Below are 17,386 nucleotides of genomic sequence, written 5' to 3' on the forward strand. Positions count from 1 at the left end.
TCGGATCCCGTCGCTCGGCGGACATCCGGTGGACGGAGGGTGACGAAGAACATACGCTCGCATACATCCATCGGGGGAAGGACCCTAACGCCATGCCCACTCGCCGCCGCCTCAAATGCGCCGTCGTCACCGCCGTCGCACCGGCGGTCGTGACGGCCACGGTGCTCGTCGCTCCCGCGGCCGGTGCTCGCGCCGCCTCGGCGCAGGCCACGCCCACGGCGCCCGCCGCGATCGTCCTCTCCGTCGCCTCCGGCCCGGTCGGCACGCCCGTGACCGTCACCGGCACGGGCTTCCCCGCGAAGAAGGCCGCGGTCGTCGCCGTCGGCTCGACCACGAAGCGCATCACGACCACCGCCACGGGCCGCTTCACGTCCGCGATCACAATCCCCCGCACCTCGCTCTCCACCATCCGGATCACCGCGACGGCCGGCACCCGCTCGGCCGCGGCCGCCTTCACCGTCACCACGGGGAAGTCGAGCGGATCCGCGCGCCTGGGCTCGTCCGCTCCGGCCCCCACGACCGCACCGGCCCCGACGCCGGCCCCGACGCCGGCCCCCGCTCCCACGAGCGCGCCCACGTCCACCGCCGCTCCCGCCCCGGCGACCTCCTCGCCCGCGCCCGCCGCATCCGCCGCGCCCGCCATCAGCTCCGCCCGCCTGCGCCTCGGCCTTTCGACGCCCGGGGGACCGACGGCGAACGGGGAGCTCGACGCCGCGTCGACGACCCTCGGCGAGAGCCCCTCCATCGTCATGAGCCACGTCGACTTCACCCACCCGGCGCCCATCGCCGGGCTCCAGAGCGTCGCCGCGCGCGGGGCCGACAGCCTCGTCACGTGGGAGCCCTGGCAGGGCGGCGCGGGCGTCGACCAGCCCGCCTACGCGAACGCGCGCATCGTCGCGGGCGACTACGACTCCTACATCCGCTCGTGGGGCTCCGACCTCGCGAAGTATGGCAAGACCGTCTACCTCCGGTTCGGCCACGAGATGAACGGCAACTGGTACCCGTGGTCCGACGGGGTCAACGGCAACGCACCCGGCTCCTACGTGCAGGCGTGGAAGCACGTGCACGACCTCGTGGCCGCGCAGGGGGCCACCAACGTGAAGTGGGTGTGGAGCCCGAACGTGCCGTACCCGGGATCCACCGACCTCGCGTCCCTCTACCCCGGCGCCGACCAGGTCGACGTCGTCGCGCTCGACGGCTACAACTGGGGTGCGATCCCCGGCCAGCGCTGGACCGCGCCCGCCGACCTCTTCGGCCCCGGCATCGCGCAGCTCCGCGCCGTCGCGCCCGGGAAGCCGCTCATCATCGGCGAGGTGGCCTCGAGCGAGACCGGCGGATCCAAGGCCGCGTGGGACAAGGACCTCGTCGCGTACCTCCAGGCGCAGCCCGACGTGCTCGGCTTCGTGTGGTTCGACTTCAAGAAGGAGGAGGACTGGCGGATCGACAGCTCGGCCGCCTCCGCCACCGCCCTCCGCGACGCGCTCGCCCTCCGGCGCGGCTGATCGCGCGCATCCGGTTCGCGCACAGTCACCGCCCAGCTCGCGCAGGGGCCCCACGAGGAGAGCGCGGCCTACGCTCTGACCTGCGCTCCTCCGACCCGACGGCGGCACGCACGATGAGGAGGCGGTGGTGACCCGAGCGCACCGGCGGCGCGAGACCGCGCTCGCCCTCGCCGTCGTGCTCGTCGGCCTCGTGATCCTGCCGGCCCCGCCCGGATCCGGGGTCGAGGGGGGCTTCGCGCAGCTCGACCGCTACGCCGCCCTCACCCAGGTGCAGGCGCAGCGGATGATCCAGGCGCACCCCGCCCTCGAGCTGCAGGTCATGGATGCGTCGCCCGAGCGCGTCGTCTCGTGGTGGGCCGCGAAGGACCGGAAGCACCAGCGCGCGCTCATCCGGAACTCGCCGCAGCTCGTCGGCAACCTCGACGGCGTCGACTACGCGTCGCGCGACGCGGCCAACCGGCGCCAGCTGCGCGCCGAGCTGCGCACGGAGCGGGAGGCGGTCGCCGCGCATCCGGACGACGCCGCCGCGCGGGACAGCCTCACCGCGCTCACCGCGATCCGCGACGCGCTGAAGCCCGAGGCCCGCGCGGGCGGGCGCACCGGGCCGCGGCGCTGGCTCGTGTCGCTGACCCACCGGGATCCGCCGCTCGCCGCCATCGCGGTCGGCGACCTCGACACCGCCCGCCAGGTCACCTTCACGGTGCCGGGCATGGGCACCTACACCGACGACATGCAGCTCTGGACCGAGACCGCGCAGAACGTGTTCGACGCGCAGGCGTCGGTCGGCGCTCCGACCGCGCACGCCGTGGTCGCGTGGATCGGCTACCGCACCCCGCCGCCCGGCGTCGACGCGACGCTCGGCGACTACGCGGAGCGCGGCGCCCCGCTGCTCGCGAGCGAGATCGCCGGCCTGCAGGCGGCCCGGCACGGCGGCGACCTCGCGAGCGTGGACGTCATCGCGCACTCGTACGGATCCACCATGGTGGCCGACGCCCTCGCCGCGCGCGACCTCGGCGTCGACTCCTTCGTCATGCTCGGCTCGGCGGGCGTCGAGGACGGCATCGACGACGCGCGCGACCTGCACGCCCGCCACGTCTACGCGGGCGAGGCGGCGGACGACGACGAGGCCGTGTGGGGCCGTCTCTCCCGGCAGGATCCGCGCGCGCCCGGCTTCGGCGCCACCGTCATCTCCGTCGACGGCGATCCCGCGCGCGGCCTCCTGCCCGTCACCACGCACGCGCCGGTCCTGCACTCGAGGTGGAACGACGACCCGGACTCGCGCGCCTGGACGACCATCCGCGATCCGGCCCAACGCGCGGCCGAGTTCGCCGCGCACGAGAAGACGTACGGCTACCTCGACGCGGGCACGGAGTCGCTGCGGAACGCGGCGATCGCGACGACGCCGCACGCGACGGCGCGGCTGGACGCGGCGGGCTGACGCGACGCCGGCTCCTGGCCCTAGGCCGGGACGCGCTCCGCCAGCGACGCCCGCCGCAGCTGATCCACGTCCGCGTGCACGTCGTCCACGCGCACCTCGGCGACATGCGACGGGTCGTGCACGCAGCGCTCGGCGGTCCAACCGACCTGGGTCACGTCGATGCCGCAGACGGGGCAGCGCGTGGTCCAGCCGATGTGGATCCGGTGCCGCGTGCGCCCGAAGGCCGCCGCGTTCACGACGTTCCCGAACCAGAACACCCCGACCGTGCGCGCGCCGACGGCCTGCGCGAGGTGGCGCGGGCCGCTGTCGTTGCCCAGCACGACGTCGGCGTGCGTGAAGAGGCCGGCGAGCTCGCCGAGGGTGAGGGAGTCGGCGAGCGAGGTGATCCGCTCGGCCTGCTCCGCGGGCAGCCCCTCGCGGCCGAGCGCGACGATGCGGTCGGCGTCCGCGGCGTCGGTCGCGTCGCCCACGACGACCACCTGCGCGTCGTCCGCGGCGGCCCGGCGCGCGACCTCCGCGAACGACTCCACCGGCCAGCGGCGGCGCGGGTCGGTGGCGCCCGGGTGGATCACGACGAGCCCGCCGGGCGCGCCCGTCACGCGCTCGGCCGCCGCGGCCCGCTCCGCATCGGTGACCTCGATGACCGGCTCCAGGTCGGCGACGGGCGCGCCCGCGAGCCCCGCGACCTCGAGCCCGCGCAGCACCTCGTGCTGGTAGTAGACGTACGGGATCACGCGCTCGAGCCGCTCGGCGTCGTCGGTCGCGGTGCCCACCGTGTGGCGCGCGCCGAGCCGCAGCAGGAACGGGTTGGAGTTGCGGCCGCCGCCGTGCACCTGCACGGCGAGGTCGAAGCGGCGCGCGCGCATGCGGGCGGCGAAGGCCTCGATCTCGTCGGGGTCGGGATCCGTGCCGGGCACGTCCCGCACGCCGTGCGCGACCGGCAGCACCTCGATCTCGTCGGGCCCGCCGGGGCGCCCGCCGAGGAGCGCGCGGTGCAGCGGCGTACCGAGCAGCGTGATCCGCGCGTCCGGGTACGCGGCCCGCAGCGCCGCCATCGCGGGCAGCGCGAAGATCAGGTCGCCGAGCCCGCCGCCGCGCAGCACGGCGATGGAGCGGACGTCGGGGAATCTCTCGTGGAGCGGGGCGACGACGGGCACGGGGCGGCCTCCAGTTCGGGCGGTCGGGTCCCCCGTCCCGTTCCCCGCGGAGGGCGCGTCGAAACGGCCGCGTCGAAACGCCCGCGGTGGATCAGCGCCCGTCGGCCCGCGGCGCCGCCGCGCTCTCGCGCACCACGAGCCGCGTCGGCACGATGCGGTCGCCCGAGGGCTCGCGGCCGTCGAGCATCTCGAGCAGCACCTGCATCGAACGCCGGCCGATCTCGGTGAAGTCCTGGTGCACGGTCGTGAGCGGCGGCCAGAACGAGCTCGACTCCTCGGTGTCGTCGAAGCCGACCACGCTGATGTCGCCCGGCACGTCGCGCCCGAGCTCGTGCAGCGCGTGCATGATCCCGAGGGCCATCTGGTCGTTCGCGGCGACGATGCCCGTGATGTCGGCGCGCTGGCCGAGCTCCTTGCCGATGCGGTAGCCGGACGCCGTGGTCCAGTCGCCCTGCGCCGGATCCTCGGGCGCGAGCCCCGCGTCGAGCATGGTCGCGCGCCACTCGGCCGCGCGCCGGGCCGCCGAGTAGGAGGTGGACGGGCCGGCGACGTGCACGATCGCGGTGTGCCCGAGATCCAGCAGGTGCTGCGTGACGAGCCGCGTGCCCTGCTCCTGGTCGGTGTCGACGACCACGAAGGGGTCGCCCGCGTCGGAGTCGATGATCACGACAGGCAGCCCCACGGGGATGATCACGTCGGCCCGGTCGAGCATGTGCGCCTCGATGATGATGACGACCCCGTCGACCGCCTCCTCCTGCAGGCGGCTGAACGCCCCGGCCACCTCGCCCTCGGTCGGATGCGGCACCGGCATCAGCGTGATCGTGTAGCCGGCGCCGGACGCGGCCGTGACGATCGCGTCGAGCGTGCGCATGTTCCCGAGCGTGGAGAGCGTGAACATGATGATGCCGATGCTGCGGAAGCGCCCGGTCTTGAGGGCCCGCGCGGCGCTGTTCGGCCGGTAGCCCAGCTCGGCCATCGCGTCCATCACCCGCTGCCGGGTCGAGGCCTCCACGTTCTGCGCCCCGTTGGACACCCGGGACACCGTCTGCGCGGACACGCCGGCGTGCGCGGCGACGTCCGCCATCGACACGGTGCGGCCGCCGGGCGTGCGCCGGCCACCCGACTTGACGGCCGACGGTGGAGATGTCATGGTTGCGAGCATCACAGATGTTTGCGCAAACACCCAATCCTCCCGAAAGGGGTGAGGGCCCTCCCCCGGGGGCCTGAATGCGCCGCGATCCCCCGACGAAGTGGAAGCACATGACGACGATGTCGACCTCGGCCGCCCGGCCGACGGCGCCCGACGCGGCCCGCCCCAGCGGTCCCCCGATGCGACGCGACCGGCGACGCTGGACCGGGCTGGGCTTCGTCGCCCCGTTCCTCGTGGTCTTCCTCGTCGTCCTCATCGCGCCCGTCGGCTACTCGATCTACCTCAGCCTGTTCCAGGAGCGGATGATCGGCGGCAACTCGTTCGTCGGCATCGCCAACTACACGCAGGCGCTCAACGACCCGAACTTCTGGGACGCGCTCGGCCGCGTCGCCCTGTTCCTCGTCGTGCAGGTCCCGATCATGCTGTTCATCGCCCTGTTCGCGGCCCTCGCGCTCGACTCGGCCCGCCTGCACCTCACGGCGTTCTTCCGCATCTCGATCTTCCTGCCCTACGCCGTCCCCGCGGTCGTCGCGGCGCTCATGTGGGGCTTCATCTACGGCAACCGGTTCGGCCTCGTCGGCAACATCGAGCAGGCCACCGGGTGGGACCTGCCCGACCTGCTCTCGCAGAGCTGGATCCTCGCGTCGATCGGCAACATCGTCACGTGGGAGTTCGTCGGCTACAACATGCTGCTGTTCTACGCGGCCCTCCGCGTCATCTCGCCCGACCTCTACGAGGCCGCCGAGCTCGACGGCGCCGGCCCGTTCCGCATCATCACCGGCATCAAGCTGCCCGCCATCCGCGGCGCGCTCGTCATCGGCGTGATCTTCTCCATCATCGGCAGCTTCCAGCTCTTCAACGAGCCGAACATCCTGCAGACGCTGGCGCCGAACGCGATCAGCTCGTACTTCACCCCGAACATGTACGCGTACAACCTGTCCTTCGCGGGACAGCAGTTCAACTACTCCGCCGCCATCGCGATCATCATGGGCGTCCTGACGATGGTGGTCGCCTACGTGGTGCAGCTCGTCGGCACCCGGAAGGACAGCTGACCGTGTCGACCCTCACCGGAACCCCCCTCGCCGCGCCCGACGCCGGCACGCCCGTCCGCGACGCCCCGGCGGACAAGACGCCCAAGCGCCGCAAGAGCGCCGGCGCCCCGCGCGAACGCCGCAGCATCGTGCTCACGCTCGTCATGGCGCTGCTGCTCATCTACTCCGTGCTCCCGCTCTTCTGGCTCCTGGTCAACTCGACCAAGACGCAGGACGCGCTGTTCAGCTCGTTCGGCCTCTGGTTCTCGGGCGACTTCGCGCTGTGGGACAACATCCAGGGCGTGCTGACCTACGGCAACGGCGAGTTCGTGCGCTGGCTCGGCAACACGCTGATCTACGTGGTCGTCGGAGCGGGCGGCGCCACGCTGCTCGCCACCCTCGCGGGCTACGGCCTGGCGAAGTTCGACTTCCCCGGCAAGAAGATCGTGTTCGCGGTGGTGCTCGGCGCCGTCGCGATCCCCGGCACGGCCCTCGCGGTGCCGACCTTCCTGCTGTTCAGCCAGATGGGCCTCACGAACACCCCGTGGGCGATCATCCTGCCGTCGCTCATCAGCCCCTTCGGGCTGTACCTCATCTGGACCTACGCGGTCGACTCGGTGCCCGAGGAGATCCTCGAGGCCGCCCGGATCGACGGCTCGAGCGAGATCCGCACCTTCTTCACGATCAGCCTCCGGCTCCTCTCGCCCGGCCTCATCACGGTGCTGCTGTTCTCGATCGTCGCCACCTGGAACAACTACTTCCTCCCCCTGATCATGCTGAGCGACTCCCGCTGGTACCCCCTCACGGTGGGGCTCAACCAGTGGAACGCGCAGTCCACCACCGTGGGCGGCCAGCCGATCTACAACCTCGTCATCACGGGCTCGTTCCTCGCGATCATCCCGATCGTGATCGCGTTCCTCTTCCTCCAGCGCTACTGGCAGTCCGGCCTCTCGGCCGGCGGCGTCAAGGCGTAGTCCCTCCTGCCCCACCTCCGCACCACCCCTCACCACCACGAAGAAGTGAAAGGCACCACCATGTCCATCTCGTTCCCCCGCAGGGCGAAGCGCGCCATCGCGCTCGGCCTCGGCATCGTCCTCGCGGGCTCCCTCGCGGCGTGCTCGTCCGGATCGGGCGGCGCCAGCGCCGACTCCGCCTCCGCCGACGACCTCGCGAAGGCCCTCGACACGCAGTCCTCCATCACCGTCTGGGGCTGGGCCCCCGCGATCAAGCCGATCGCCGAGGCGTTCGAGAAGGAGCACCCGAAGATCACGGTCGACGTGCAGAACGTCGGCACCGGCGCCGATCAGTACACGAAGCTCCAGAACGCCATCAAGGCGGGCAAGGGCGCTCCCGACGTGGCCCAGATCGAGTACTTCGCTATCCCGCAGTTCGCGCTCGGCAAGTCCCTCGCCGACCTCTCGGGCTACGGCTACACGGACCTGAAGGACCAGTTCACGGCGTCCACCTGGAACGCGGTCACCGAGGGCGACGCCCTCTACGCGCTGCCGCAGGACTCGGGCCCCATGGCGATGTTCTACCGCCAGGACGTCTTCGACAAGTACGGCATCGCCGTCCCCACCACGTGGGACGAGTACGTGGCCGCCGCGGAGAAGATGCACTCCGCCGACCCGAACCAGTACATCACCAGCGACTCCGGCGACGCCGGCTTCACCACGAGCATGATCTGGCAGGCCGGCGGCCACCCCTACAAGGTCGACGGCGACAAGGTCACCATCGACATGCAGGACGCGGGCGCCAAGAAGTACACGGCCATGTGGAACCAGCTCGTCGAGAACGGCTCGCTCGCCCAGACCCCCGGCTGGACCGACGAGTGGTTCCGCGGCCTCGGCGACGGATCCATCGCCACGCTGATCACCGGCGCGTGGATGCCCGGCAACCTCGAGGCGCAGGCCACCGAGGGCTCCGGCCAGTGGCGCGTCGCCCCCATGCCGCAGTACACCGCGGGCGACACCGCGACCGCGGAGAGCGGCGGATCGTCCATCGCCGTCATGCAGCAGTCCCAGAACAAGCTCGTCGCGGCGGAGTTCGCGAAGTTCACCACCGCGAACGAGGAGGGTCGGAAGATCTCCTTCGACGCCGGCGGATTCCCCTCCACCACGGCGGACCTGAACAGCGACGAGTTCCTCAACGAGACGCCGGAGTACTTCGGCGGCCAGAAGATCAACCAGGTGCTCAGCGCGGCCTCGAAGGAGGTCGTCCCGGACTGGCAGTACCTGCCCTTCCAGGTCTACACGAACAGCATCTTCAGCGACTCGGCCTCGTCCGCGTACTCCAACGGCACGTCGCTCGACCCCGTCCTCGAGGCGTGGGGCAAGGCGGCCGCCGAGTACGGCCAGCAGCAGGGCTTCACCGTCGACGTGAAGTAGCGAGCGGCACGACCTGCACGACCCGAGGGGAGGTGCGACGCGAGTCGCACCTCCCCTCTCCCCTGCCACCCCGTACCCCTGAGGACACGACCATGCCCGGCCTCCCCGCCACCAGCACCCGCTTCCGCATCGGCGCCGACGACTTCGAGCTCGACGGCCGCCCCCACCGCGTCATCGCGGGCGCGCTCCACTACTTCCGCGTGCACCCCGACCAGTGGGCCGACCGGATCCGCAAGGCGCGCCTCATGGGGCTCGACACCATCGAGACGTACGTCGCCTGGAACGCCCACTCGCCCGAGCGCGGCGCCTTCGACACGAGCGCCGGCCTCGACCTCGGCCGCTTCCTCGACCTCGTCCACGCGGAGGGCATGCACGCGATCGTGCGCCCCGGCCCCTACATCTGCGCCGAGTGGGACGGCGGCGGGCTGCCCGGCTGGCTGTTCGAGGATCCCGCCGTCGGCGTGCGCCGCAGCGAGCCGCTGTACCTGGCCGCGGTCGACGAGTTCCTCCGCCGCGTCTACGAGATCGTCGCGCCGCGGCAGATCGACCACGGCGGGCCCGTGATCCTCGTGCAGATCGAGAACGAGTACGGCGCGTACGGCGACGACGCCGACTACCTCCGCCACCTCGTCGACCTCACGCGCGAGTCGGGCATCATCGTGCCGCTGACGACCGTCGACCAGCCGACCGACGAGATGCTCTCCCGCGGCAGCCTCGACGAGCTGCACCGCACGGGATCCTTCGGCTCGCGCGCCACCGAGCGCCTCGCGACCCTGCGCCGCCACCAGCCGACCGGCCCGCTCATGTGCAGCGAGTTCTGGGACGGCTGGTTCGACCACTGGGGCGAGCACCACCACACGACCTCCGCAGCCGACGCCGCCGCCGAGCTCGATGCGCTGCTCGCCGCGGGCGCGTCCGTGAACATCTACATGTTCCACGGCGGCACGAACTTCGGCTTCACGAACGGCGCCAACCACAAGGGCACGTACCAGTCGCACGTCACTTCGTACGACTACGACGCCCCGCTGAACGAGACCGGATCCCCGACGGAGAAGTTCTTCGCCTTCCGCGACGTGATCTCCCGCTACCGGTCGGTGCCCGACGAGGTGCCCGCGCAGCGCGGCGACGCGCCCGCGTTCGAGGTGGGGTTCGACGCGGCCGTGCCGCTGGCCGACCTCGTGGCGGATCCCGCCGACTGGCGCGCGACCGACGCCGTGCCGTCGATGGACGCGCTCGGCGTGTTCCGCGGGTTCGCGCTGCACCGGGTGGAGCTCCCGGCGTCGACACGCACGCGCGTGCTCGCGTTCGGCGAGGTGCGCGACCGGGCCGTGGTGTCGGTGGACGGCGTGCGGGTCGGCGTGATCCAGCGCGACCAGCACGAGACCGCGATCGCCGTGCCGCCCGGTCGGATCCTCGAGGTGCTCGTGGAGGACCAGGGGCGCGTCAACTACGGCGTGCGGATCGGCGAGGCGAAGGGGCTGATCGGGCCGGCGACGCTCGACGGCGCCGAGCTCACCGGGTGGGAGAGCCTGCCGCTCGACCTCGGCGCGATGGAGGCGTCGGTGGCCTCGGCCGCGTCGTTCGCCGTCGCGGAGACCGAGCCGGTCGCCTTCCTCGACGGGCCGGTGCTCGCGCACGCGGCCTTCGAGATGGACGCGCCCGCCGACCTCTTCCTCGACACGCGCTCGTGGGGCAAGGGCGTCGCGTTCGTCAACGGCTTCGCGCTCGGCCGCTACTGGACCCGCGGCCCGCAGCACACGCTCTACGTGCCGGGCGCGCAGCTCCGCGCGGGTCGCAACGACCTGGTCGTGTTCGAGACGGGCGCGGCGGCGGATCCGGTCGTGGCGTTCCTGGCGCAGCCGGAGCTGGGGCACCTGGAGTCGTGATCCGCGCCTCCGTGTGAGGGACGGGAGAAGTGGGTACGGGCCGGGTGGGCGCGCGAGCGCCACCCGCCCGCGCATCCCCGTGGGCCGCCGACCCCGCGAGGAGACCCGTGACCACCGACACCGCACTCGACATCGATGGCCTGATCGACCCCGATGGCACCGAGGCCGGACCCGGGACGCTGCGGATCATGGATCCGCGCGACGGCTCGCTCGTGGGCGGCATCGACGCGTCGACGCCCGACGAGGTCGACGCCGCGGTGCGTCGGTCCGTGGACGCCTCCGCTGCGTGGGCCGCGATGCCGCCCGCCCAGCGCGGCCAGGCCGTGCGCCGCGCCGCCCACGCGCTCGCCGAGCGCGCGGAGGAGCTCGCCGAGCTGAACGAGCGCGAGACCGGCAAGCCCCGCGGCGACGCGCTCGGCGGCGTCGGCGCGGGCGTCGACACGCTGCTGCAGTACTCCGAGCTCGGGCCGGTCCACCGCGGGAAGTCGCTGCTCGGCACGCTCCCCGCCGTCGACTTCTCGGTGCCGCGGCCGCGCGGCGTGACGGTCGCGCTCACCCCGTGGAACGACCCGGTGGCGGTCGCCGCGGGGATCATCGGCGCGGCGCTCGTGATGGGCAACACCGTGATCCACAAGCCGAGCGAGCGCTGCCCGCACACGGGCGAGCTGCTCGGCCGGATCCTCGCCGAGGCGCTGCCCGACGGCGTGCTCGTCTCCGTGGTCGGCGGCGGCGACGTCGGCGACCAGCTGGTCGCGCACGAGGACACGCGCGTGGTCGCGCACGTCGGATCCACCGCCGCGGGCGAGGCCATCGCGCGCCGCGCCGCCGGAACGCCCACCCACGTGATCCGCGAGAACGGCGGCAACGACCCGCTCCTCGTCGACGCCGGCGTGGACCCCGCGTGGGCCGCCGCGCAGGCCGCCCTCGGATCCTTCGCCAACGCCGGCCAGATCTGCACCTCGGTCGAGCGGATCTACGTCCACCGCGACATCGCCGACCGCTTCACCGCCGCGCTGGTCGCGGAGGCCGAGCGCTGGAACTCCTCCGGCGACCTCGGCCCGCTGGTCGACGAGCGCATGCGCGACGCCGTGCACGAGCAGGTCGCGGAGGCGCTCACCGAGGGCGCCCGCGCGCTCGTCGGCGGGCACGTGCCCGACGGCCCCGGATCCCGCTACCCCGCCACCGTGCTCGTCGACTGCACCGCCGACATGACCGTGATGACGGCCGAGACCTTCGGCCCCGTCGCGGCCGTGCAGGTCGTCGCGGACTTCGACGAGGCGCTCGCCCGCGCGTCCGACGACCGGTACGGGCTCGCCGCGAGCGTTCTGACGGCGTCGATGGAGCACGCGCAGCGGGCGGCCGCCGAGCTGCCCGTCGGCACCATCAAGGTCAACGGCGTCTTCGGCGGCGCACCCGGCGGCGCCGCGCAGCCCCGCGGCCGCAGCGGATCCGGCTTCGGCTACGGCCCCGAGCTCCTCGACGAGATGAGCACCACGACGGTCGTGCACCTCGGGCTGCCGGTGCTCGATGCCGGTGGCGCGGGCGACGCGACCAGCCCGACGGAGGCCGCCTCGGGCGCCGCTCGGGCCGGTGCGGGCGACACGCCGCTGGTCGACGTCCCGGTCCAGCCCGCGGCCGAGTCCACCGACGGCGACGCGCGATGACCAGCGAGCTGCGCGGGATCATCGGCCTCCTCGCCGAGCGCCGGCCCACGGTCACGGTCATCGGCGACGTCATCCTCGACGAGTGGTGGCGCGGCCACAGCGACCGGATGACCCGCGAGGCGCCGGCGCCCGTGGTGGACGTGACCGAGCGGATCCAGTCGCTCGGCGGCGCCGCGAACACGGCCGTGAACCTGGCGAGCCTCGGCGGCACCGTGCGGATGGTCGGCCTCGTCGGCCAGGACGCCGCGGGCGACCGCGTGCGCGACCTGCTGCTGGCCGCCGGCGTCGATGTCTCCGGCCTGGTGCACTCGCCGCGCCTGCGCACCACCACCAAGACCCGCATCGTGGGCGACGACCAGGTGATCGTCCGGGTCGACGACGTGCACCGCGGATCCGTGCACCGCGACGACGCGCGCGCCCTCGCCCGCGCCGCGCTCGAGGCGACCGCGGGCGTGGACGCCGAGATCGTCTCCGACTACGGCACCGGCACGCTGCACGGCGTGGTGCTCGAGTCGCTGGCCGCGCGCGCGAGCCGCCCCGGCCTCACGGTCGTGGACGCGCACGATCCCGCCATCTGGGCACCGCTCCGGCCGGACCTCATCACGCCGAACGCGGGCGAGGCCGGGCGCCTCGTCGATCGTCCGTTCGCGCGCGACGAGGACCGGGCCGCCGTGGTCGCGTCGCTCGCCGACCGGATCCTGGCCGCCGCCGGGTCCGCGACCGCGGTCGTGACGCTCGACCGCGACGGCACCGTGGTGCTCGGCGCGGGCGAGCCGTACCGCACGCGCGCGCATCCCGTGCCCGAGAAGCAGGCGTCCGGCGCGGGCGACACCTTCGTCGCCGCCCTCACGCTCGCGCGCGCCGTGGGCCTCCCGCTCGCCGTCGCCGCCGACTTCGCGCAGGCCGCCGCCGACGTGGTCGTGCGCCTGCCCGGCACGTCCGTGTGCTCCGCCGCGACCCTCGCCGACCACCTCGGCGAGACCCGCTCGCGCACCGTCTCGCAGGCCGAGCTCGTCGACCTCGTCACGGGCGAGCGCGCCGCCGGCCGTCGGATCGTCTTCACGAACGGCTGCTTCGACGTGCTGCACCGCGGCCACACCACCTACCTCCGCCAGGCCAAGCGGCTCGGCGACGTGCTCGTGGTGGCGCTCAACAGCGACGACTCGGTGCGGCGGCTCAAGGGATCCGACCGGCCGGTGAACACCGCCGAGGACCGCGCGGGCGTGCTCGCCGAGCTCTCGTGCGTCGACGTGATCACCGTCTTCGACACCGACACCCCCATCCCGCTGCTCGAGGCGGTGCAGCCCGACGTCTACGCGAAGGGCGGCGACTACACGCCCGAGATGCTCGACGAGACCGACGTGGTGCGCGCGTACGGCGGCGAGGTGTCGATCCTCGGGTACGTGCCCTCGCAGTCGACGAGCTCGATGGTGGACCGGATCCGCGCCTCGGCCCCCGACCCCGGCTTCACGCGGCCGGCGGGGACGGCGACGTCGGCGCCCGCGCAGCCCGCGGCGCCCGCGGATCCTGACGGCTCCCCGTAGATCCCGACCCGCCCCTGCCCACTGCTCGCCCGCGGGAGTCGACTCGACGGGAGGGCGACGCCGCCCGCACCCCGACGAGAGGACACCCCATGGCCATCAACCCCATCGAGCTCCAGAAGCACCTCAGCGGCCTCGACTACCCGGCATCCAAGGACGCGATCGTGAGGAAGGCGGAGGAGTCCGGCGCCGACTCCGACACCCTCGACGCGCTCCGCGGCATCGCCGACACGGAGTACGACGCCCCCACCGCGATCAACGCGGCGGTCTCCGACGCGAGCTGATCCGGCTCCCTGCATCACCCGCACCGCCCGGTCCTCCTCGCGAGGGCCGGGCGGTTCGTCGTCCCGAAGCGCTCACGCGATGAGCACGCGCTCCCGTGGCAGCTCGGCGGCGACGGCCGCGAGCGCGTCGTCGAGGCTGCCGAACCAGTCGCACAGGCCCGGCACCGGCCGCATCCGCATGAGCTCGACCCGGCCGCCGCGCCGTTGCGCGTACGCGATGATCCGGGTGGCGTCGGACGCGGCGATGCGCGCGTCGCACACCCGCCACTCGGTCGGGCTGAGCGCGACCACCTCGAGCCGTGCGTCGATGCCTGCCATGGATCCCCATCCCCGCGGGGAGACCTCCCCCGCCTGCACGACGCTAGGGGCGACCCCCGACAGGGCCGCGCGCCGAGGCGGGGACCGTGCAGAGTCCGACGGCAGCGCACCTCGGGAGGAGGGGCGCGGCCCGCCGCGGGATCAGGGCCGGTACTGCTGCGGCTTCTCGAACCCCATCGGATCGCCGTTGGCGGGGTTCTGCCCGCTGCTGCCGAGACGGACCTTCCCGAGCACGTAGAGGATCCGCGTGAGGACGCGGCCGAGGAAGCGGAGGACCGTCATCTCCCGACCGTACCGGCGCCGGTCGGCGAGGCGGAAGGCGCCGGGCAGGATGGGGGCATGGACCGCATCGACCCGCGCCGACTCGCCGGCGTGCTCGCCGACGCCGAGCTGCGGGCCGCGTACGCCCGCGTCGTGCTCGGATCCGACCTCGACGACGCCCTCGCGCACCTCTCGCCGGCCCGCCGGACCAAGGCGCGCACCTCCCTCGTCGGCTCGGGCCTCATCGCGGTGGACGCCGACGGCACCGCGTCCGCGCCCGACGCCGTCTTCCGCGCGATCCTCGCCCAGCAGCCCGCCACGCCGCCCGCCCAGGGCGTCGAGCGCTTCCTGCGCGACGGCCGCATCACCCAGTGGCCCGCGGGACCCGGCGACCTCGACGACCTGCTGCGGCACGTGGTCGCGGAGGCGCTGGACGCGCACGAGGTCCTCGACGAGAAGACCCTCACCGCGCGCCTCCTCCGCATCACGGACGACCACGCTCTGCTCCGCCGCCACCTCGTGGACGCGGGGCTGCTGCTGCGGACGCGCTCGGGATCCGAGTACGCGCGGGCGGCGGACGCCGATCCCACGGACGCCGCCAGCACGACAGACCAGCCGGCCTAGCGCCCGCGGTCGACGCGCGCCGGTCCTGCCCGACCTGGAGCGGTCCGTCCCGCTCGTGTGATCCCCGGCAGCGGTCTCGCCTGCGGCACGATCCTCTCCCCCGACCGCGTCGGCACCAGCGGGCCGCCCCGCGTCGCCCGCGTCATGTCCGTCTCCAGGACCGCCGGCGCACGCGGATCCTCCCGCTCCTGCTCCGCCGTCTTCCGATACACCCGGTACCGCGACACCGCCGGCGACTCCTCAGCGACCATCCGCGCGTTCGTCTCCGGCCGCGAACCGCCGGCGGGAGCCCCGTAGACCCAGGACCCGAACTCGCTCGGCACCCACCGACCCCCGAGTCCCTCACCCTTGTCGGCCCGCTCGTTGCCCTCGCGCCACCGCTTCCGGATCCGCTCCTCCGACACCTCCCGCGGCACCTCGACGTCCATCACCTGGACGTCGTAGCCGGCCCGCTCCAGCTCGCCCATGATCTGCCGCGCCTTCGTGTCCGAGCTCAAGACCGTGTCGATGACGACATCACGTCCTTCTGCTATCGCCCGCACTCGAAGCTCATCGGCTAAGTCGGCAGATTCCGCATGCACGAGGGACGAGAGCTCCATGGGATGAAACGTCTCTCCCGAGGCCTCACGTTCCCGGACTGCCGTGGGTTTGATCCAGGAGTCGTAGCTGCCATCCGCGACCGCCTCATGCAGCAGCCGACCCTTGAACTCGTCGGCGTCGATGACGAGGAACTCCTTGCCGCGGTCGCCGAGGGCGGTCAGCCGAACCGAGGTCTTCCCCGCGCCCGGCGGTCCTGCAAGGAGGATCGCTCGTCGGCCAGCGCCCGTCGCGGGCACCGCGTCGAACGCTTCGCTGAACAAGCGTTCGTGCAGTCGCACACGTGAGGGCTTGGCGCCCCCTTGATCCCACCAGGCGGGATTGCTCGTCGTCGCTGTCGGCGCGTTCCACGCCAGCGGGCCGCCCTCCTCGGAAAGGCTGCGGAGAGTCCGAAGATGTTGGAGCTCGTCGTCAGTGCCCACGTGTCAGCGGCTGGATCCGTCGTGACGCTCGAAGGCGTCCCGGTAGACCTCGTCGTCGATGAGGCCCGCCGCCGCAGCTCGCGAGACCTCCGCCCACGTCCCCGGCGGATTCACCACCAGGTCGTCGTATCCGTCAGGCAGGGCTCGCGGCACATACGGGAACCGCGCCAGCTCGTCCACCAGCCTGTCGCGGTCGATCATCCCCACCGCGTACCGCTCGCAGATCTCCATCGGCAACGCACCGGAGAACCCCTCCAGCGGCAGGCTCACCTCGCGCGCCGCGCGGAGCCGGGCCAGATCCTCCGGGCGGAACACCCGCAGCTGCCGGGCCAGCTCCTCCTCGGGACGCCCCGCGTCCAGCAGGCGCCGCACCTCCCGCAGGTAGTCCAGCTCGGCCAGACGGAGACGCAGCAGCGCCGACGCCGCCGGTGCCACCTCCTCCGGGACATCGTTTGCGGTCATGCGGCAGCCTCCTCGTGCGGGTGGTCGGGTGCGTGGTCGGGCCGGGGACGCGGGCACGGCCGAGCGGCCGTCGAGCGGATCCGGATGCGGGAAGCAGCCAGGCTAGGGCAGGCGACGACCCCTCGGCCGCCCCGTCGCACCGCGCGCGTCAGCTCGCGCGGGCGCCCTTCGGCACGAAGTCGGCCCGCTGGTTGCTCGTCTCGTCGAGCAGCCGCCGGACCGCCGCCTTCTCGATCAGCCAGCGGCCGCCCGGGCGCATGGCCGGGATCACGCCGTCGCGCAGCCAGCCGAGGATCGCCGGCCGGCTCTTCTGGAACAGCTCCATGAGGTCGCGGTGCGTGAGGTGGTCGGGGTAGGCGTCGAGCGGATGCGGGTACGGCTCGTGCGGCGGCACCGGCACGGTCGACGTCGACTCCAGCCACTCGCGCACCTCGGAGCGGAACGCGATCCACGAGTGCGAGATGCGGTAGCCGGGGATGGTGCCCTTCGCGAACCAGAGGCTCACGGTCGTCTGCCCGATCTGCAGGATCCGCTGCAGGTCCGCCGACCGCAGGGTCGCCGGCAGCGCGTCCCAGGTGTCGTCGTCTGCCATGGGCGGATGCTGCTCCGGTCGTATCGGGCGCGGGATGCTCGAATTTACCCGCCTGAGCAATTATCGCCGG

General features: G+C 73.1%; 17 protein-coding genes. 10 read left to right on the plus strand and 7 right to left on the minus strand.

The window, feature by feature from the left end:
- Window positions 1-92 precede the first annotated feature (92 nt).
- The gene (locus JOE38_RS08825; RefSeq protein ID WP_204575795.1) at window positions 93-1,502 is read left to right on the plus strand and encodes a glycoside hydrolase family 26 protein; all 1,410 of its coding nucleotides are present in this window, start codon (window positions 93-95) and stop codon (window positions 1,500-1,502) included.
- 127 nt (window positions 1,503-1,629) lie between these two features.
- Window positions 1,630-2,940: an alpha/beta hydrolase gene (locus JOE38_RS08830; RefSeq protein WP_204575797.1), complete on the plus strand. Its 1,311-nt coding sequence runs from the start codon at window positions 1,630-1,632 to the stop codon at window positions 2,938-2,940.
- Window positions 2,941-2,960: 20 nt separating this feature from the next.
- On the opposite strand, the gene JOE38_RS08835 is transcribed toward JOE38_RS08830, so the two are convergent.
- Window positions 2,961-4,097 carry a glycosyltransferase family 9 protein gene (locus JOE38_RS08835; RefSeq protein ID WP_204575798.1) on the minus strand — a complete coding sequence of 379 codons (1,137 nt, stop codon included), beginning with the start codon at window positions 4,095-4,097 and terminating at the stop codon, window positions 2,961-2,963.
- Between the two features lie 91 nt (window positions 4,098-4,188).
- The gene (locus JOE38_RS08840) at window positions 4,189-5,247 is read right to left on the minus strand and encodes a LacI family DNA-binding transcriptional regulator (protein ID WP_239544789.1); all 1,059 of its coding nucleotides are present in this window, start codon (window positions 5,245-5,247) and stop codon (window positions 4,189-4,191) included.
- Between the two features lie 110 nt (window positions 5,248-5,357).
- Between JOE38_RS08840 and JOE38_RS08845 the strand changes: the two genes are divergently transcribed.
- The 7 genes from JOE38_RS08845 (at window position 5,358) to JOE38_RS08875 (ending at window position 14,040) form a co-directional block, all read left to right on the plus strand.
- On the plus strand, window positions 5,358-6,299 hold the full coding sequence (locus tag JOE38_RS08845; RefSeq protein WP_204575800.1) for a carbohydrate ABC transporter permease: 942 nt from the start codon (window positions 5,358-5,360) through the stop codon (window positions 6,297-6,299).
- 2 nt (window positions 6,300-6,301) lie between these two features.
- Window positions 6,302-7,252: a carbohydrate ABC transporter permease gene (locus JOE38_RS08850; RefSeq protein WP_194634763.1), complete on the plus strand. Its 951-nt coding sequence runs from the start codon at window positions 6,302-6,304 to the stop codon at window positions 7,250-7,252.
- A gap of 60 nt (window positions 7,253-7,312) precedes the next feature.
- Window positions 7,313-8,665 (plus strand): ABC transporter substrate-binding protein, encoded by a 1,353-nt coding sequence (locus JOE38_RS08855; protein WP_204575801.1) that lies wholly within the window; start codon window positions 7,313-7,315, stop codon window positions 8,663-8,665.
- 92 nt (window positions 8,666-8,757) lie between these two features.
- Window positions 8,758-10,551 carry a glycoside hydrolase family 35 protein gene (locus JOE38_RS08860; protein ID WP_204575802.1) on the plus strand — a complete coding sequence of 598 codons (1,794 nt, stop codon included), beginning with the start codon at window positions 8,758-8,760 and terminating at the stop codon, window positions 10,549-10,551.
- A gap of 107 nt (window positions 10,552-10,658) precedes the next feature.
- The gene (locus JOE38_RS08865) at window positions 10,659-12,215 is read left to right on the plus strand and encodes an aldehyde dehydrogenase family protein (RefSeq protein ID WP_204575803.1); all 1,557 of its coding nucleotides are present in this window, start codon (window positions 10,659-10,661) and stop codon (window positions 12,213-12,215) included.
- The gene (gene rfaE2, locus JOE38_RS08870; protein ID WP_204575804.1) at window positions 12,212-13,759 is read left to right on the plus strand and encodes a D-glycero-beta-D-manno-heptose 1-phosphate adenylyltransferase; all 1,548 of its coding nucleotides are present in this window, start codon (window positions 12,212-12,214) and stop codon (window positions 13,757-13,759) included. The genes JOE38_RS08865 and rfaE2 overlap by 4 nt, the downstream gene beginning before the upstream one ends.
- Window positions 13,760-13,848: 89 nt before the next feature.
- Window positions 13,849-14,040 (plus strand): DUF2795 domain-containing protein, encoded by a 192-nt coding sequence (locus JOE38_RS08875; protein WP_204575806.1) that lies wholly within the window; start codon window positions 13,849-13,851, stop codon window positions 14,038-14,040.
- A gap of 72 nt (window positions 14,041-14,112) precedes the next feature.
- Here the strand turns inward: JOE38_RS08875 and JOE38_RS08880 are convergent, their stop codons facing one another.
- Window positions 14,113-14,358, minus strand: coding sequence for a hypothetical protein (locus JOE38_RS08880; protein WP_204575808.1), 246 nt, complete (start codon window positions 14,356-14,358; stop codon window positions 14,113-14,115).
- Between the two features lie 141 nt (window positions 14,359-14,499).
- A complete protein-coding gene (locus JOE38_RS08885; RefSeq protein WP_204575810.1) occupies window positions 14,500-14,640 on the minus strand; it encodes a hypothetical protein in 141 nt (46 codons plus the stop codon).
- Between the two features lie 57 nt (window positions 14,641-14,697).
- Here JOE38_RS08885 and JOE38_RS08890 point away from each other — a divergent pair, with 57 nt between their 5' ends.
- The gene (locus JOE38_RS08890; RefSeq protein WP_204575812.1) at window positions 14,698-15,243 is read left to right on the plus strand and encodes a DUF2087 domain-containing protein; all 546 of its coding nucleotides are present in this window, start codon (window positions 14,698-14,700) and stop codon (window positions 15,241-15,243) included.
- On the opposite strand, the gene JOE38_RS08895 is transcribed toward JOE38_RS08890, so the two are convergent.
- The 3 genes from JOE38_RS08895 to JOE38_RS08905 form a co-directional block, all read right to left on the minus strand.
- Window positions 15,240-16,262: a zeta toxin family protein gene (locus JOE38_RS08895; RefSeq protein WP_204575814.1), complete on the minus strand. Its 1,023-nt coding sequence runs from the start codon at window positions 16,260-16,262 to the stop codon at window positions 15,240-15,242. The genes JOE38_RS08890 and JOE38_RS08895 overlap by 4 nt on opposite strands.
- Window positions 16,263-16,265: 3 nt before the next feature.
- On the minus strand, window positions 16,266-16,724 hold the full coding sequence (locus JOE38_RS08900) for a hypothetical protein (protein ID WP_204575816.1): 459 nt from the start codon (window positions 16,722-16,724) through the stop codon (window positions 16,266-16,268).
- 148 nt (window positions 16,725-16,872) lie between these two features.
- Window positions 16,873-17,316 (minus strand): helix-turn-helix domain-containing protein, encoded by a 444-nt coding sequence (locus JOE38_RS08905; protein WP_239544790.1) that lies wholly within the window; start codon window positions 17,314-17,316, stop codon window positions 16,873-16,875.
- Between the last annotated feature and the right edge of the window lie 70 nt (window positions 17,317-17,386).

This window comes from Clavibacter michiganensis (assembly GCF_016907085.1).
GTDB classification, from domain to species: domain Bacteria; phylum Actinomycetota; class Actinomycetes; order Actinomycetales; family Microbacteriaceae; genus Clavibacter; species Clavibacter michiganensis_O.

Coding starts and splice junctions, on each gene's coding strand:
- JOE38_RS08845 (WP_204575800.1), top strand. CDS start 5,358: ATGACGACGATGTCGACCTCGGCCGCCCGGCCGACGGCGCCCGACGCG.
- JOE38_RS08880 (WP_204575808.1), bottom strand. CDS start 14,358: ATGGCAGGCATCGACGCACGGCTCGAGGTGGTCGCGCTCAGCCCGACC.
- JOE38_RS08900 (WP_204575816.1), bottom strand. CDS start 16,724: ATGACCGCAAACGATGTCCCGGAGGAGGTGGCACCGGCGGCGTCGGCG.
- rfaE2 (WP_204575804.1), top strand. CDS start 12,212: ATGACCAGCGAGCTGCGCGGGATCATCGGCCTCCTCGCCGAGCGCCGG.
- JOE38_RS08825 (WP_204575795.1), top strand. CDS start 93: ATGCCCACTCGCCGCCGCCTCAAATGCGCCGTCGTCACCGCCGTCGCA.
- JOE38_RS08855 (WP_204575801.1), top strand. CDS start 7,313: ATGTCCATCTCGTTCCCCCGCAGGGCGAAGCGCGCCATCGCGCTCGGC.
- JOE38_RS08890 (WP_204575812.1), top strand. CDS start 14,698: ATGGACCGCATCGACCCGCGCCGACTCGCCGGCGTGCTCGCCGACGCC.
- JOE38_RS08860 (WP_204575802.1), top strand. CDS start 8,758: ATGCCCGGCCTCCCCGCCACCAGCACCCGCTTCCGCATCGGCGCCGAC.
- JOE38_RS08905 (WP_239544790.1), bottom strand. CDS start 17,316: ATGGCAGACGACGACACCTGGGACGCGCTGCCGGCGACCCTGCGGTCG.
- JOE38_RS08840 (WP_239544789.1), bottom strand. CDS start 5,247: ATGACATCTCCACCGTCGGCCGTCAAGTCGGGTGGCCGGCGCACGCCC.
- JOE38_RS08885 (WP_204575810.1), bottom strand. CDS start 14,640: ATGACGGTCCTCCGCTTCCTCGGCCGCGTCCTCACGCGGATCCTCTAC.
- JOE38_RS08875 (WP_204575806.1), top strand. CDS start 13,849: ATGGCCATCAACCCCATCGAGCTCCAGAAGCACCTCAGCGGCCTCGAC.